The 14216-nt window shown below is 68.5% G+C and carries 16 protein-coding genes; 7 read left to right on the top strand and 9 right to left on the bottom strand.

The window, feature by feature from the left end; all coding sequences use genetic code 11:
* Positions 1 to 88 precede the first annotated feature (88 nt).
* From ACXJJ3_RS31265 to ACXJJ3_RS31285, 5 genes are all read right to left on the bottom strand, one after another.
* Complete coding sequence (locus ACXJJ3_RS31265; RefSeq protein WP_458165442.1) at positions 89 to 838, bottom strand: succinate dehydrogenase/fumarate reductase iron-sulfur subunit; 750 nt, start codon at positions 836 to 838, stop codon at positions 89 to 91.
* The gene (locus ACXJJ3_RS31270; protein WP_458165443.1) at positions 835 to 2712 is read right to left on the bottom strand and encodes a fumarate reductase/succinate dehydrogenase flavoprotein subunit; all 1878 of its coding nucleotides are present in this window, start codon (positions 2710 to 2712) and stop codon (positions 835 to 837) included. Before ACXJJ3_RS31270 ends, ACXJJ3_RS31265 begins: the two co-directional genes overlap by 4 nt.
* 17 nt (positions 2713 to 2729) lie before the next feature.
* On the bottom strand, positions 2730 to 3530 hold the full coding sequence (locus ACXJJ3_RS31275; RefSeq protein ID WP_458165444.1) for a hypothetical protein: 801 nt from the start codon (positions 3528 to 3530) through the stop codon (positions 2730 to 2732).
* Complete coding sequence (locus tag ACXJJ3_RS31280; protein WP_344192953.1) at positions 3530 to 3817, bottom strand: hypothetical protein; 288 nt, start codon at positions 3815 to 3817, stop codon at positions 3530 to 3532. Before ACXJJ3_RS31280 ends, ACXJJ3_RS31275 begins: the two co-directional genes overlap by 1 nt.
* Before the next feature lie 107 nt (positions 3818 to 3924).
* Positions 3925 to 4551, bottom strand: coding sequence for a hypothetical protein (locus ACXJJ3_RS31285; protein WP_458165445.1), 627 nt, complete (start codon positions 4549 to 4551; stop codon positions 3925 to 3927).
* Positions 4552 to 4599: 48 nt separating this feature from the next.
* On the opposite strand from ACXJJ3_RS31285, the gene ACXJJ3_RS31290 reads away from it, so the two are divergent.
* The 5 genes from ACXJJ3_RS31290 (at position 4600) to ACXJJ3_RS31310 (ending at position 8831) form a co-directional block, all read left to right on the top strand.
* A complete protein-coding gene (locus tag ACXJJ3_RS31290) occupies positions 4600 to 4968 on the top strand; it encodes a (deoxy)nucleoside triphosphate pyrophosphohydrolase (protein WP_458165446.1) in 369 nt (122 codons plus the stop codon).
* Positions 4969 to 5106: 138 nt separating this feature from the next.
* The gene (locus ACXJJ3_RS31295) at positions 5107 to 5403 is read left to right on the top strand and encodes a response regulator transcription factor (protein ID WP_458165447.1); all 297 of its coding nucleotides are present in this window, start codon (positions 5107 to 5109) and stop codon (positions 5401 to 5403) included.
* Positions 5404 to 5440: 37 nt separating this feature from the next.
* On the top strand, positions 5441 to 6352 hold the full coding sequence (gene mshB / locus ACXJJ3_RS31300; RefSeq protein WP_458165448.1) for an N-acetyl-1-D-myo-inositol-2-amino-2-deoxy-alpha-D-glucopyranoside deacetylase: 912 nt from the start codon (positions 5441 to 5443) through the stop codon (positions 6350 to 6352).
* A 72-nt stretch (positions 6353 to 6424) separates the two neighbouring features.
* Entirely contained in the window at positions 6425 to 6943 is a 519-nt protein-coding gene (locus ACXJJ3_RS31305) for a flavin reductase family protein (RefSeq protein ID WP_458165449.1), read from the top strand.
* A 112-nt stretch (positions 6944 to 7055) separates the two neighbouring features.
* The gene (locus ACXJJ3_RS31310) at positions 7056 to 8831 is read left to right on the top strand and encodes a VanW family protein (protein ID WP_458165450.1); all 1776 of its coding nucleotides are present in this window, start codon (positions 7056 to 7058) and stop codon (positions 8829 to 8831) included.
* Here the strand turns inward: ACXJJ3_RS31310 and ACXJJ3_RS31315 are convergent.
* Positions 8828 to 9265, bottom strand: coding sequence for a type II toxin-antitoxin system PemK/MazF family toxin (locus ACXJJ3_RS31315; protein ID WP_458165451.1), 438 nt, complete (start codon positions 9263 to 9265; stop codon positions 8828 to 8830). The two genes, ACXJJ3_RS31310 and ACXJJ3_RS31315, sit on opposite strands and share 4 nt — an antisense overlap.
* Positions 9266 to 9330: 65 nt before the next feature.
* Between ACXJJ3_RS31315 and ACXJJ3_RS31320 the strand changes: the two genes are divergently transcribed.
* Positions 9331 to 10695: an MFS transporter gene (locus ACXJJ3_RS31320; RefSeq protein ID WP_458165452.1), complete on the top strand. Its 1365-nt coding sequence runs from the start codon at positions 9331 to 9333 to the stop codon at positions 10693 to 10695.
* Here the strand turns inward: ACXJJ3_RS31320 and ACXJJ3_RS31325 are convergent.
* Positions 10677 to 11603, bottom strand: a complete 927-nt coding sequence (locus tag ACXJJ3_RS31325) for a GNAT family N-acetyltransferase (RefSeq protein WP_458165453.1) — start codon at positions 11601 to 11603, stop codon at positions 10677 to 10679. The two genes, ACXJJ3_RS31320 and ACXJJ3_RS31325, sit on opposite strands and share 19 nt — an antisense overlap.
* A 118-nt stretch (positions 11604 to 11721) precedes the next feature.
* On the opposite strand from ACXJJ3_RS31325, the gene fdxA reads away from it, so the two are divergent.
* Positions 11722 to 12048, top strand: coding sequence for a ferredoxin (gene fdxA, locus ACXJJ3_RS31330; RefSeq protein ID WP_012923087.1), 327 nt, complete (start codon positions 11722 to 11724; stop codon positions 12046 to 12048).
* A gap of 108 nt (positions 12049 to 12156) precedes the next feature.
* Here the strand turns inward: fdxA and ACXJJ3_RS31335 are convergent, their stop codons facing one another.
* Both ACXJJ3_RS31335 and dapD read right to left on the bottom strand, forming a co-directional pair.
* Positions 12157 to 13134: a hypothetical protein gene (locus ACXJJ3_RS31335; protein ID WP_458165454.1), complete on the bottom strand. Its 978-nt coding sequence runs from the start codon at positions 13132 to 13134 to the stop codon at positions 12157 to 12159.
* 100 nt (positions 13135 to 13234) lie between these two features.
* Positions 13235 to 14164 carry a 2,3,4,5-tetrahydropyridine-2,6-dicarboxylate N-succinyltransferase gene (gene dapD, locus ACXJJ3_RS31340; protein ID WP_458165455.1) on the bottom strand — a complete coding sequence of 310 codons (930 nt, stop codon included), beginning with the start codon at positions 14162 to 14164 and terminating at the stop codon, positions 13235 to 13237.
* Positions 14165 to 14216: the final 52 nt, after the last annotated feature.

Genomic DNA, 14216 nt, shown 5'->3' on the forward strand with positions numbered 1-14216 from the left:
TTGAGTGGGTGCCCCCTCAGGTGGAGGGTTGTCCGCAAAGGGCGAGCCCCTGGGACCGGGGTGGTTCCAGGGGCTCGGGTACGGCGGTTCAGGCGCGGCGGCGGATCTTGTTGCCGAGCCAGACCAGGGGGTCGTACTTGCGGTCGGCGACCCGTTCCTTCATCGGGATCAGCGCGTTGTCGGTGATCTTGATGTGTTCGGGGCAGACCTCGGTGCAGCACTTGGTGATGTTGCAGAAGCCGAGACCGTGCTCCTCCTGGGCCGCGTTCTTGCGGTCGGCGGCGTCCAGCGGGTGCATGTCCAGCTCGGCGATCCGCATCAGGAACCGCGGGCCGGAGAAGTTCTCCTTGTTCTCCTCGTGGTCCCGGATCACGTGGCAGGTGTTCTGGCACAGGAAGCACTCGATGCACTTGCGGAACTCCTGCGAGCGCTCCACGTCCTGCTGCTGCATCCGGTACTCACCGGGCTTCAGGTCCGCCGGCGGCTTGAAGGCCGGCACCTCGCGGGCCTTCTGGTAGTTGTACGAGACGTCCGTGACCAGGTCCCGGATCACCGGGAACGTCCGCATCGGCGTGACCGTGACGACCTCGTCCTCTTCGAACGTGTTCATCCGGCACATGCACATCAGCTTCGGCATGCCGTTGATCTCGGCGCTGCAGGAGCCGCACTTGCCGGCCTTGCAGTTCCAGCGGACCGCCATGTCCGGCGCCTGGGTGGCCTGCAGCCGGTGGATGACGTCGAGGACGACCTCGCCCTCGTTCACCTCGACCTCGTAGTCCTTCAGCTCGCCGCCGTCGGAGTCCCCACGCCAGACCTTGAACTTGCCTTTGTAACTCATGCGGTCGGCAACTCCTCTTCGGTCAGGTACTTCTTCAGCTCGTCGACCTCGAACAGCTCGAGCAGGTCCTCCCGCATCGGGATCTGCTGCTCCTCGGTGACGTTCACCGAACCGTCCGCGTCGAGCTTGCAGACCAGCAGCTTCTTGCGCCACTCGGCGTTCATCGTCGGGAAGTCGTCGCGGGTGTGACCGCCGCGGGACTCCTGCCGCAGCAGCGCGGCGCCGGCGACGCACTCCGACACAGTCAGCATGTTCCGCAGGTCGAGCGCCAGGTGCCAGCCCGGGTTGAACTGCCGGTGGCCCTCGACGGTCATCTTCGCGATCCGGCCGCGGAACTCGGCCAGCCGGCCGAGCGCCTGCTCCATCTCGGCTTCCTTGCGGATGATGCCGACCAGGTCGTTCATCGACTGCTGCAGGTCCTGGTGGATCGAGTACGGGTTCTCGCCGCCCTCGAGCTCGAACGGCGCCAGCGCCTCGGTCGCGGCCGCGTCGATGTCGGCCTCGTCGATCTTCGGCCGTTCGGCCAGCGAGTCGACGTACGTCGAGGCGCCGAGGCCCGCGCGCCGCCCGAAGACCAGCAGGTCGGACAGCGAGTTGCCGCCGAGCCGGTTCGAGCCGTGCATGCCGCCGGCCACCTCACCGGCCGCGAACAGGCCCGGTACGACCGACGACGCGGTGTCCGGGTCGACCTCGACACCGCCCATCACGTAGTGACAGGTCGGGCCGACCTCCATCGGCTCCGCGGTGATGTCGACGTCGGCCAGCTCCTTGAACTGGTGGTGCATCGACGGCAGCCGCCGGGTGATCTCCTCGGCCGGGAGCCGGGTCGACACGTCCAGGAACACGCCGCCGTGTGGGGTACCGCGGCCGGCCTTGACCTCGGAGTTGATCGCCCGGGCGACCTCGTCACGGGGCAGCAGCTCCGGTGGGCGCCGGTTGTTGTCGGCGTCCTTGTACCAGCGGTCGGCCTCTTCCTCGGTGTCGGCGTACTGCTCCCGGAACACGTCCGGGACGTACTCGAACATGAAACGCTTGCCCTCGGAGTTCTTCAGCACGCCGCCGTCACCGCGGACCGACTCGGTGACCAGGATGCCCTTCACCGACGGCGGCCAGACCATGCCGGTGGGGTGGAACTGGATGAACTCCATGTTGATCAGCGTGGCGCCGGCCCGCATCGCGAGCGCGTGCCCGTCACCGGTGTACTCCCAGGAGTTCGAGGTGACCTTGAAGGACTTGCCGACGCCGCCGGTCGCCAGCACCACGGCCGGTGCCTCGAACAGGACGAACCGGCCGGACTCGCGCCAGTACCCGAAGGCGCCGGAGATCGCGTCACCGTCCTTGAGCAGCTCGGTGATCGTGCACTCGGCGTACACCTTGAGGTTCGCCTCGTAGTCGCCGGTGGCCTCGAAGTCCTCCTGCTGCAGCGAGACGATCTTCTGCTGCAGGGTGCGGATCAGCTCCAGGCCGGTCCGGTCGCCGACGTGCGCGAGCCGCGGGTACGTGTGGCCGCCGAAGTTCCGCTGGCTGATCTTGCCGTCCGGCGTGCGGTCGAACAGCGCGCCGTACGTCTCCAGCTCCCAGACCCGGTCCGGGGCCTCCTGCGCGTGCAGCTCGGCCATCCGCCAGTTGTTCAGGAACTTCCCGCCGCGCATCGTGTCGCGGTAGTGCGTCTGCCAGTTGTCGTTGGAGTTCGCGTTGCCCATCGCGGCCGCGCAACCACCCTCGGCCATCACCGTGTGCGCCTTGCCGAACAGCGACTTGCAGATGATCGCGGTCTTCTTGCCCTGCTCACGGGCCTCGATCGCCGCCCGCAGACCGGCGCCGCCGGCCCCGATCACGACGACGTCGTAGGAGTGTCGTTCCAGCTCAGTCATGGAAAGTCTTCAGATCCTCAGTTGATGAAGCGCAGGTCGGAGAACCATCCGGCGGAGACCGCCATGATGTAGAAGTCGGTCAGGATCACGGTGAACAGCGAGGTCATCGCGAAGGTGCCGTGCTTCGGGTTCAGCTTGGACACGAAGGTCCAGTACCGATAGCGCATCGGGTGCTTGGAGAAGTTCTTCAGCCGGCCGCCGACGATGTGCCGGCAGGCGTGACAGGACAGCGTGTACAGCCACAGGCAGACCAGGTTGACCCAGATGATCAGCGTGCCGAGGCCGATACCGAAGCCGCCGCCCTTGCCGTGGAAGGCCTGGACGCCGTCGTAGATGTTCAGCAGGCCGAACAGCAGCGCGCCGTAGAAGAAGTAGCGGTGCAGGTTCAGGGCGATCAGCGGGAACTTCCGCTCACCGGTGTACTTCTTGTGCGGCTCGGGCACCGCGCACGCGGCCGGCGCGAAGAACAGCGACCGGTAGCCAGCCTTGCGGTAGTAGTAGCAAGTACCGCGGAAGCCGGCCAGCACCACGAACGTGATCAGGCTGAACGGCAGGAAGCGCGGGAAGTTGCCGAACCAGGTGCCGAGATGGCTGGAGCCCTCGACACAGCTGCTGGTCACGCACGGCGAGTACAGCGGGGTGAGGTAGTGGTACGCATCGACCCAGTACCACTTGTTCATGAAGATCCGGACCGTCGCGTAGACGATGAAGAACAGCAGGATCACGCCGATGCGCAACGGCGCGAGCCACCACTTGTCAGATCTTGCGGTCTTGAGGCCTACTTGAGCGCGGCCCGGGGCGCTTACACCCGTCGCCATCAGGGGGCGTGCCTATCTGGGGCGCCGAAGCCTTCGTGCTCCGCGTCGGTCCACATGGACGCGTCATACTCCACGTCGGGAATCTCCTCGAGTTCCTCCGGAACTGGTCCGGGCCTGTGCCTGGGGTCGGGCGGGCCCAGCTCTGCGAGGTCGTCGCTCAGCCGGGCCACGTCGGACACCAGGCGGCGGATGCCGAGGGTGTCACCGTACTCCTGGCTGAGTCTGCCGACGGCGGCGTGCAGCCCTTCGAGTGCGCGGGCGACTGCGGCAACCTCGCTGTTGCTCATGCCGACTCCAGTAATGGTGATGTAGCTGTCAGTATGGGCACACTTTGCCCCTGCCGAGCGCCCAACGGAAGACCCCTCGGTACGGCGTGTTTCCAGTTAGGCTTACCTCAGTTGCGACCGGCCGTCGGGTGGAGTAATGGAGCGAATCCGGCCTGCAACACAAGAAGATTCGCGGGCGGCGTCAACGTCTCGACCTGATCAAGCCCGGCCGGCAGCACGGGCTCGCCGTACCCGTCCCACGCCCACGGCAACAATCGCCCGCCGAGCACCAACGCCGGTACGCCGTCGAGCCGCACGATCGCGCCGTCCGGCAGGTCGGAGACGTTCTGGACGGTCGTGAGCTGCCGCCTGGTCCGCGATTCGACCCGCTGGTGATGCAGTACGGCGTCCATCTCGATCGCGCGCGGGCGTTCGTCGAGGGAGTTGGCGGCGGCCCACGCGCCGGCGTACAGCAGGTAATCCCTGCGTCTGCAGTAGTGGCACGGCCGGTGGCCCGCGGCCAGCGCCACCGCTTCGTCGAAGAAGAACAGCGCGGTCCACCGCCCGGGTGGCATCGGGTCGCGCCGGATCCCCTTCCAGTCAAGGACGCAGCAGATCCACGCCTTCGAGCGCCAGCGGGTCGTGCCGAGTGTGCGGTCGGGGCGGTGGATGCTGCCGCGGTTGCCCATCAGCAGTCCGCGGCCGGGGTCGGCCACGATCTCCTGGGTGGGCAGAACCCTGTTCTGCAAGGGCATAACAGCATCGTGCCGCACGGGACCGACGTTTTCTGGCAGAGTCGCGACGTGAAGACGGTTGTAGGTGTAGCGGTGATCGACGGTGCGCGGGTGCTGGCGGCGTACCGGCCGGACCCGGACGGCGGGTGGGAGTTCCCGGGCGGGAAGGTGGAGCCGGGGGAGACCGACGAGCAGGCCGCGGTCCGCGAGATCCGGGAAGAACTGGACCTGGAGATCAAGGTCGGCGACGCGCTCGGGCCGGCGGTGAACATCTCGGCCGAGTACCAGCTGCACGTCTATCTCGCGACAGTGGTTTCCGGCGATCCGGTGCTGCGGGAACACTCGGAACTGCGGTGGTTCGCCGCCGCCGAGCTCGACGAGACGGGCTGGCTGGTCCCGGATCGGCCCTTCGTCCGGGAACTTCGTACCAGATTGTAAGTGGTACACATCACACTGCCGCCTGGCGTCGATTGCTCACGCTGCGGAACTGTATGGGTCGTTTGTATGGGTTGTACCTGGTGACCGATCCAGCTGCCGGACGAGAATCCTTGCCTGACGCTTGGGGAGGAGTGACGTATGTCGGTGTACCCGGCAGTCCCGGCGGTGCGACGAGAGGACGTGGCACCGGAGGTCGTGTGTGAGGTGTACGAGCTGGGTTCGCACCGGCGGCACCCTGCCGCGGTGCGGGAGCTGACCAGCCGCCAGGTGGCGATCGGCCGGATGATGTCGACCGGTGCCAAGGACGCGGCGATCGCCCGCGAGCTCGGTCTCTCGCTGCGCACGGTGCGCGCGGAGATCAGCGCGCTGATCAAGGGCCTGGGCGCGAAGTCCCGGTTCCAAGCGGGCTGTCTGCTGGTCCGTCGCTTCGGCTGACCGGAAAGTTGTCGACGGCCCGACGTAGGCTTTCGGCATGGTTGAGCTTGCTGAGCGCCGGCTGCTGCTGGTGCACGCCCACCCGGACGACGAAACCATCAACAACGGTGTGACGATGGCGCGCTATGTCGCCGAGGGAGCGCACGTCACGCTGATCACCTGCACCCTCGGCGAAGAGGGCGAAGTGCTCGTCCCCGAGCTCGCGCACCTGGCCGCCGACCAGGAGGACGGCCTCGGCCGGCACCGGATCGGCGAGCTGGCGAACGCGATGTCCGAGCTCGGCGTCACCGACCACCGATTCCTCGGCGAGGCCGGCAAGTACCGCGACACCGGCATGATCTACAACGACCAGGGCAACGCCGACGTCCCGCCGCAGACCCGCGACGACAGCTTCTGGCAGGCCGACCTGGTCGCCGCGGCGAACGACCTGGTCCCGGTGATCCGCGAGCTCCGGCCGCAGGTCCTGGTCACCTACGACCAGTGGGGAAACTACGGCCACCCGGACCACATCAAGGCGCACCGCGTCGCGATGTACGCCGCCCAGCTGGCCGCCGCCCGGTCGTACCGCGAGGACCTCGGCGCGGCCTGGGACATCCCGAAGATCTACTGGACCGCGATGGCCGAGACGCCGATGCGCGAGCAGCTGCGGGCGCTTCGCGACGCCGGCGACTCCACGACCTTCGGGGGCATGGACCCGGACGGCCCGCTGCCGCCGATGATCACCCCGGACCGGCTGATCGACGCCGTGATCGACGGCGAGGAGTACCTCGACCGGAAGATGAACGCGATGAAGGCGCACGCCACCCAGATCACCGTCGACGGCCCGTTCTTCGCGTTGTCCAACAACAACGGCAACCAGATCTGGGCCTCCGAGCCGTACCGGCTGGTCAAGGGCACCGCCGCTCCGGACGCGGACGGCCTCGAGCACGACCTGTTCGCCGGTCTGTAGACCACCTGCAGGGTGACGGTTTCCACACGCTCGGTCGAGGCACGCACGACGCAGGAGGCATAACCTGCTGACGTGTCCTCGACCGAGCCCAGTGGCGGTGTGCCGTCCGCGGAGTTCCGTGCTGCGCTCGGGCGGTTCGCGTCCGGGATCACGATCATGAGCACGTTGCAGGACGACGTCGCGCATGCGATGACCGCGAACGCGTTCACCTCGGTGTCACTGGATCCGCCACTCGTCCTGGTCTGTGTGGACAAGGGCGTCCGGATGCACGCCGCCGTTCTGGACTGCGGGTACTGGGCGATCTCGGTGCTGTCCGCGGCGCAGCGGATGGTCGCGGAGCGGTTCGCGCGGTCCGGGCGGGACCTGTACAGCCAGTTCGACGGGATCGCCACCACGCCCGGCCCGAAGACCGGGTGCCCGACCGTCGACGGTGCGCTGTCCTGGCTGGAGTGCCGGACGTGGGCGACGTACGACGGGGGAGACCACACGATCGTGGTGGGCGAGGTACTGAGCCTGGGCACCGGCGGGGCGGGCGATCCGGGAGCGCTGCTCTACGCGTCCGGTCACTACCGGGAACTGCCCGGAAACTGACCGTTGTCCCGGGGTAGCGCAGGGCTGCCCCGAGGGGTGGCCGGACCGCCGGCGTCCCGTAGGATGTGCGCTTGTGCCCTGACCATGCACTCGAGCAGGAGGACTCTTTCCGGTGGGGAGAAAGCAGCTCGCGGGGATCATCGCCGCCGCCGGGCTCGGTGTGATCGTCGTCGGGTACGGCGCCGCGTTCGCGTTCGCGGGGTCCAAGATTCCCGCCGACACGACCGTGCTCGGGATCCCGCTCGGAGGCCTGTCGAAGGACGCCGCCCAGGCGAAGCTGACCGACGGCCTGAAGGACAAGGTGGCAGCGCCGATCGCGCTGACCGCCGGCGGTTCGGCGTTCCAGGTGGTGCCGGCCGAGGCCGGGCTGTCCGTGGACGTCGGCAAGACCGTCGACGCGGCCGGTGCCGGCCGCAGCCTGGCGCCCGGCCGGATCTGGCGCGCGCTCAGCGGCGGTGACGCGGTCGACCCGGTGGTGACCAAGGACGACGCCAGGCTGAAGGCCGCCGTCGACAAGCTGGCCGGCCAGGTGAACCGCAAGGCCACCGAGGGCACGATCACGTTCAAGGGCACCCAGCCGGTCAAGCACGAGCCCGCCGAGGGCCTGGAGCTGGACACCGCGAAGGCGGCCGACGCGGTCGTCGCGGCGTACCCGACGGACGGCAAGGCCAAGGAGCTGCCGGTCAGTACGACCAAGCCGCAGGCCGCGTCCGAGGCGATCGACAAGGCCGTCAAGGAGTTCGCCGAGCCGGCCATGGCCGGTCCGGTGCGGCTGTCGGTCGGCTCGAAGTCCGTCGACCTGACGCCGGCCGAGCTGGCCCCGGCGCTGACCGTCAGCGTCCAGGAGGGCAAGGTCATTCCGACGCTGAACGCCAAGACCCTGGAGCCGCTGTTCCAGCAGCGCTTCAAGAGCCTGGAGACGCTGCCGAAGGACGCGACCGTGCAGATCTCCGGCGCCGGTCCGAAGGTGGTCCCGGCGGTCGACGGGATGGTCGTCGACCGGGCGAAGGTCGGCGCCGCGATCCTGTCGGTGCTGCCGAAGCCGACCGGCGAGCGGCGGGCCGTCGTACCGCTGATCGCGACCAAGGCGAAGTTCACCACCGAGCAGGCGGCCGCGCTCGGGATCACCCAGAAGATGGGCGAGTTCCAGACCCAGTTCCCGCACGCGCCGTACCGGAACGTGAACATCGGGACCGCGGCCGGCCGGATCAACGGCACGCTGCTGAAGCCGAACGAGATCTTCAGCCTGAACAAGATCGTCGGCGAGCGGACCAAGGAGAACGGGTTCACCGAGGGCACGATCATCAGCGGCGGGAAGTTCAAGGAGGACCTCGGCGGCGGGGTGTCGCAGTCCGCGACCACGACGTTCAACGCGGCCTTCTTCTCCGGGCTGAAGATCCTGGCCCACAAGGCGCACAGCGTCTACATCTCGCGGTACCCGGTCGGCCGGGAGGCGACCGTCGCGTGGCCGACGGTGGACCTGAAGTTCCAGAACGACTCCGGCCACGGCGTGCTGGTGCAGACGATCTTCAAGGCGTCCACGCCGGGCAACTCGGGCAGCATCAAGGTGATCATCTGGGGCACCAAGACCTGGGACATCACCGCCGGGCAGTCGGAGAAGAGCAACATCCGGCAGCCGAAGGTCGTCTACAACACCGCCGCGGACTGCAAGGCGCAGGCGCCGACGCCGGGCTTCGACATCACCGTGTACCGGTACTTCGCGAAGAACGGCGCCCGGCAGAAGACCGAGTCGTTCACGACGAAGTACAACGCGGCCGACGACATCCGTTGCGGGCCGGAGCCGGGCACGGTGACGCCGCCGCCGGGCACCACCTCACCGCCCCCGGGCGGCATCACTCCGCCGGGCCGAGGGCACAAGCCGAACTAACTGCGGTGCAGCTTGTGGAGCTCGGCCGCCACCTGGCCGAAGAGCTCCTCGGCGATGACCGCGCCCTCGCGCCGGACCTGTTGCGGGTCGATGCGCAGGACGCGGTCCAGCCGGACCTCGCTGTTGCGGTGTTCCTTGTCCCACGGGCCGCGGCCGATGTCCATCCAGACCCGGCCCCAGCGCGCCTCGTCGGCGGCGTCGCGGTCGTGGTCCTTGCTGGTCAGGATCAGCGCGAGCAGGTACGGCTGGTCCCAGCCGACGACCAGCACCGGCCGGTCCTTGCCGCGCGTGTGGTCCTCCTCGAACGGCACCCAGGTCCAGACGATCTCGCCCGGATCCGCCACCCCGTCGTCCGGATGCGGCGTGTACTCCACCCGCACCGTCCCCTCGAAGTCCCCGGCGTACTCCGGCCGCTCCACCACGTGATCCGCCATAGTCCGGGAGCCTAGGGCATGGCGGATCCCCTCACATCTCGGTGGGTTCACACCGTTCTACCGGCGTGCTCATCACCCGCAACCGGGGCGCGGTGCTCGCCGTGCTGCTCACCGGTCAGTTCATGGCCAACATCGACACCGCGGTGGCGAACATCGCCGGCCCGTCGATCGGGACCGACCTGCACGCCTCGGCGGGCGCGGTCGGACTGGTCGTCTCCGGGTACGTCGTCGCGTTCGCCGTCCTGCTCGTCACCGGCGCCCGGCTCGGTACGTCGCTCGGCTACCGCCGGACGTTCCTGCTCGGGCTGACCGTCTTCACCGCCGCGTCGCTCGCCTGCGGTCTCGCGCCCGGGATCGGCACGCTGGTCGGCGCACGCTTCGTCCAGGGCGCCGGGGCCGCGCTGATGGTTCCGCAGGTGCTCAGCGGCATCCAGTTGCACTTCCACGGCCGCGACCGGCTCAAGGCGCTCGGGTACTTCTCGGTCGCGCTGTCCGGCGGCGCCGTCGCAGGGCAGCTGCTCGGCGGCGTACTGATCGCGGCAGACCTGTTCGGGACCGGCTGGCGCCCGATCTTCCTGGTGAACGTGCCGATCGGCGTCGCGTTGATGCTGGCCGGACGCCGCCTGCTCCCACCCGATCCGCCTGGTCGGCGGGACCGTCTGGACCTGGGCGGCGTGCTTGTGCTGTGTACGGCGGTCCTGCTCGTCATCGTGCCGCTCTTGCTCGGGGCCGAGCGCGGCTGGCCCACCTGGTCGTGGCTGTGCCTCCTGCTCAGCGTTCCGGCGCTCCTGCTCTTCGAGTACGGCGAACGGCGTACGGCTGCTCGTGGTGGCCGGCCGCTCATCGCCCGCCCGGTACTCGGCAGCAGGTCCGTCCGGGCCGGGCTGCTCGCGCACGGGTGCACCAGCGGGTCGTACTTCGCCCTGCTGTTCATACTGGCCCTTTACCTGCAGGGCGGTCTGCACAAGGGTCCGGCGTACTCCGGGTTTGCCATGGTCGTGTGGGTGGCTGCTTTCGGGCTGGCGGGGCCTGTGCTGCCCAAACTGCGCAGGGGCGTGCAGTGGATGCCGGTTGTCGGCTGTTTGGTGCTGGCGGCGGGCTATGTGCTCGTGCTGGCGTATCTGGTGCTGGGCGGGCGGAGTGGGCCGTTGCTGTTCGTTCTGCTCGGTGTTGGCGGGTTGGGGCTTGGGATCAGCGCCAACACGTTGATCGGCGCGGTGACGTCCAGCCTGACGCCTGAGTACGCGGCTGATCTGTCCGGCGTGGTGGCGACGAACGCGCAGCTGTCCGGTGCGTTGGGCGTTGCTGTGGCAGGCTCTGTCTACACCGCGCTCTCTGCCGATCCCGGGAGGGCGTTGAGCGTCGTACTGGCCGGGTTTGCGGTGCTGGCGTTGGTCGGGGCCGCGGCTGCTCAGCGGTTGGTGAGGTAGCGGTAGCGGTATGCCTCTTGGTAGCCCAGGCGGGTGTAGGTGGCCATGGCGGGGGCGTTCTCGAGCAGGACTTCCAGATAGGTACGGCGGCCGCCTTCGGGGCCTGCCCAGCGCGCCAGGCCTTGGACAACGGCCGTACCGAGGCCCTGCCGCCGGAAACCGTCAGCCACCCGGATCGCGTCCACACCGAGCCAGTGGCCCGTCATGGACCCCCGTCCGACCGCTACCACCCGCCCGTCGAGCCACACCGACGCAAACACCGCCTTGGCCGCCCCTTCGAGTACCTGCGGTGCAACAGCCGGTACTGGGCCTTCGAAAGCAGCCGCGTACCACGCGTCGTCCGGCCGATCGGTCAGTTGTACGTCGTACGCGGGCGCTGCATTCACGTGGTCGAGGGTGGTGTGCATGACGAGTACGTCGGACTGCTCCGGGCGGGCGTCGACCCAGCCGAGGGCGCGGATCGCCTGGTCCTGGGGGCTACCTACGCGGATCTGCGCCTGTGGTGGGAGCTGACGGCTGGTGTAGAAGCCGATCGTTTGGTGGAGGGCTTCGGCGACCGGGATACCGGGGTCGCCGGTGGGGAGGAGGGAGTTGCCGCGGCCGGTCCAGCCGGCGGATGCTCGCAGCAACCAGTGGCCGATGGACGCGCGCTCGACCGCGGGCCGCCCCAACGCGGTCGTGAGGAACAGCTGTTCGACGTCGACCGGGCGGAGCGGCAGCTCCGGGATCCGTTTGGCGGCGGTGACGTCCGCGACCGGGATCTCGTACAGCGTGCTGTCCGCGTGCCGGACGGTGATCCGTTCCGGCGTACCGGCCTGGAGAACGCCGATCACGTCGGTCAGGCCGCCGGGGATCCGGTGCCGGACGACGACACGGTGGCCGATATCACGGGCGCCGAGGCCTGACACGATCCGGACTCCTGGCAGAGTGGGCGACGTATTACGGTGATACTAGAGAGACCTTGCACCACCGCATCGCAGCACCCCATGATCAGCGCTGCGCTTGCCTGCCATAGGAGGAGTAGCAGTGACCTACGTCATCGCGCAGCCGTGTGTTGACCTGAAGGACCTCGCGTGTGTCGAGGAATGCCCGGTGGACTGCATCTACGAGGGCAACCGGATGCTGTACATCCACCCCGACGAGTGCGTCGACTGCGGAGCCTGTGAGCCGGTCTGCCCGGTGGAGGCGATCTACTACGAGGACGACACTCCGGAGCAGTGGAAGGACTACTACACCGCGAACGTCGACTTCTTCAACGACCTGGGTTCGCCCGGCGGCGCGTCCAAGCTCGGCAAGATCGACAAGGACCACCCGTTCATCGCCGCGCTCCCGCCACAAGAGCACGACGAGTAGAACAAAAGCAGTTGTGAGGGAGATCGCCGCGCTCCCGCCACAAGAGCACGACGAGTAAAGAGATCTTCACAGAAAGTAGGGCGCTCCGAAGGGTGCCCTACTTTCTGTTTATTGGGCCAGGACGTCGACGTGGACGTGGTCCAGGTGTCTGAGGATTTTGGGGTCGCCGGAGCGTTCGGGTGGGGTGTAGGGGCGCCAGCCCGCGTCCGACTGCCCGCCGGCCGTCCAGATCTTGTCGCTGAAGATCACCGTCTGGATGTTCAGCAGCTTCGCGCGCGCCACCAGGTACTGCGCGATCGCCCACCCCTTGGTGGTGTGCGCCGCGGTGATCGGCCGGACGAACACGTCGATCGCCCGCCCGTCGTAGTGCGCCGACCCCTGCATGTGCCCGGTCCGCACCCCGCCGGCCTCGTACCCGCCGGTGGACAGCTTCCCGAAGGTTCGCGTCAGGTCTTTCAGCACCACGTCCGCCCGCGGCGTCAGCCCGTTCGCCCCCATCGTCTCCTGTGGTACGTCGGCACTGTTGACCGTGCAGCTGAACACGCTCTCCGACTGCCCGGTCAACGCCGACGCCAGCACCCGGGCGTCCGCCTCGTGGTCGGCGTACGCGTTCGGGAACGCGCTGCGCTGCACCTTGTCGGCGGCGACCGTGATCGCGAGGTTCTGGTAGTTCCTGATCTTCACCAGCGCGTCGTAGAATTTCCCGGTCGCATAGTACGGGTCCTGGACCTGCTTCGCCGTACCCCAGCCCTGTGACGGCCGCTGCTGGAACAGCCCGAGCGAGTCCCGGTCGCCGTGCGCGAGGTTCCGCAGGTTCGACTCCTGGTACGCCGTGGCCAGCGCGATCGTCGCCGCCCGGGGCGGCAGCCCGCGACGGACCGCGATCCCGGCGATGATCGCCGCGGACTCGGCCTGCTCGAAGTCGAGCACGACCTGCTGCCCGTTGACCGTCGCGGTGCACTGCTCGGGCGGCGGCAGGATGTTCGCGATGTGCTTCCCGCCGAGCCAGGCGATACCGGCCCCGATGGCGAGGCTGAGCACCCCGATCCCACCGAGGACCACGAGGGCACCACGCTTCACCGGCATACCGCTCCCAACGGACGAGGGCAGACGACAGTTTCGCGGGTCACGTAGTGATTGACGTGGTCAGCCTCACGGTGGTTGGCAAAGTCATCCTTTCGGACGATCATGCGTTGGCGTGCAGCGCCTCGTTCAGCGTGATGCCCTCGCCCTTGCGCGGCCGGGCCTCGACGGCACCGGAGACCGAGTTGCGGAGGAACAGCAGCCCGGGCTGACCGGACAGGTCGCGGGCCTTGACGACCGCGCCGTCGGGCAGCGTCACCTTGGTCCCGGCGGTGACGTACAGCCCCGCCTCGACCACGCAGTCGTCGCCGAGCGAGATGCCGGTGCCGCCGTTCGCGCCGAGCAGGCAGCGCTTGCCGATCGAGATCACCTGCTTGCCGCCGCCGGACAGCGTGCCCATGATCGACGCGCCGGCGCCGATGTCGCTGCCGTCGTCGACCACCACGCCGGCCACGATCCGGCCCTCGACCATCGACGTCCCGAGGGTGCCGGCGTTGAAGTTCACGAAGCCCTCGTGCATGACGGTGGTCCCGGAGGCAAGGTGTGCGCCGAGCCGGACCCGGTCCGCGTCGCCGATCCGGACGCCGGACGGCACCACGTAGTCGGTCATCCGCGGGAACTTGTCGACGCTGGTCACGCTCAGGTGCTGCCCGGCGGCGCGGGCGCGGAGCCGGACGTTCTCGATCTCGTCGACCGGGACCGGGCCGTGCGAGGTCCAGGCGTTGTTCGGGAGGGCGGCGAAGATGCCGTCCAGGTTGACGCCGTGCGGGCGGACCAGCCGGTGGCTGAGCAGGTGCAGCCGCAGGTACGCGTCCGCCGTACCGCTCGGGGCCTGGTCGAGGTCGAGCTCGGTGACGACCACCGTGCGGCGGACCCGTCGGAGGTCGTCGTTGCCCTCGGCGGCGACCAGCTCGGCCGGGGCTTTGGCGTCGTCCGGCCGGGAGCCGAGCGCGGGCGCCGGGTACCAGACGTCCAGCACGTCGCCGGCGGTCGTAACGGTGGCAAGGCCGAAGCCCCAGGCGTGGTTCGTCATGCGTACACCCTAAATCGGCAGCACCCTCCGCCGGAGCGTGGTCTACTTTTCG

The sequence above is a fragment of the Kribbella sp. WER1 genome (assembly GCF_054189145.1).

What these genes read in the sequence shown, in the direction of transcription:
- ACXJJ3_RS31265 (WP_458165442.1), bottom strand. Translation starts at nt 838, where the DNA reads ATGAGTTACAAAGGCAAGTTCAAGGTCTGGCGTGGGGACTCCGACGGC.
- ACXJJ3_RS31270 (WP_458165443.1), bottom strand. Translation starts at nt 2,712, where the DNA reads ATGACTGAGCTGGAACGACACTCCTACGACGTCGTCGTGATCGGGGCC.
- ACXJJ3_RS31275 (WP_458165444.1), bottom strand. Translation starts at nt 3,530, where the DNA reads ATGGCGACGGGTGTAAGCGCCCCGGGCCGCGCTCAAGTAGGCCTCAAG.
- ACXJJ3_RS31280 (WP_344192953.1), bottom strand. Translation starts at nt 3,817, where the DNA reads ATGAGCAACAGCGAGGTTGCCGCAGTCGCCCGCGCACTCGAAGGGCTG.
- ACXJJ3_RS31285 (WP_458165445.1), bottom strand. Translation starts at nt 4,551, where the DNA reads ATGCCCTTGCAGAACAGGGTTCTGCCCACCCAGGAGATCGTGGCCGAC.
- ACXJJ3_RS31295 (WP_458165447.1), top strand. Translation starts at nt 5,107, where the DNA reads ATGTCGGTGTACCCGGCAGTCCCGGCGGTGCGACGAGAGGACGTGGCA.
- mshB (WP_458165448.1), top strand. Translation starts at nt 5,441, where the DNA reads ATGGTTGAGCTTGCTGAGCGCCGGCTGCTGCTGGTGCACGCCCACCCG.
- ACXJJ3_RS31315 (WP_458165451.1), bottom strand. Translation starts at nt 9,265, where the DNA reads ATGGCGGATCACGTGGTGGAGCGGCCGGAGTACGCCGGGGACTTCGAG.
- ACXJJ3_RS31335 (WP_458165454.1), bottom strand. Translation starts at nt 13,134, where the DNA reads ATGCCGGTGAAGCGTGGTGCCCTCGTGGTCCTCGGTGGGATCGGGGTG.
- dapD (WP_458165455.1), bottom strand. Translation starts at nt 14,164, where the DNA reads ATGACGAACCACGCCTGGGGCTTCGGCCTTGCCACCGTTACGACCGCC.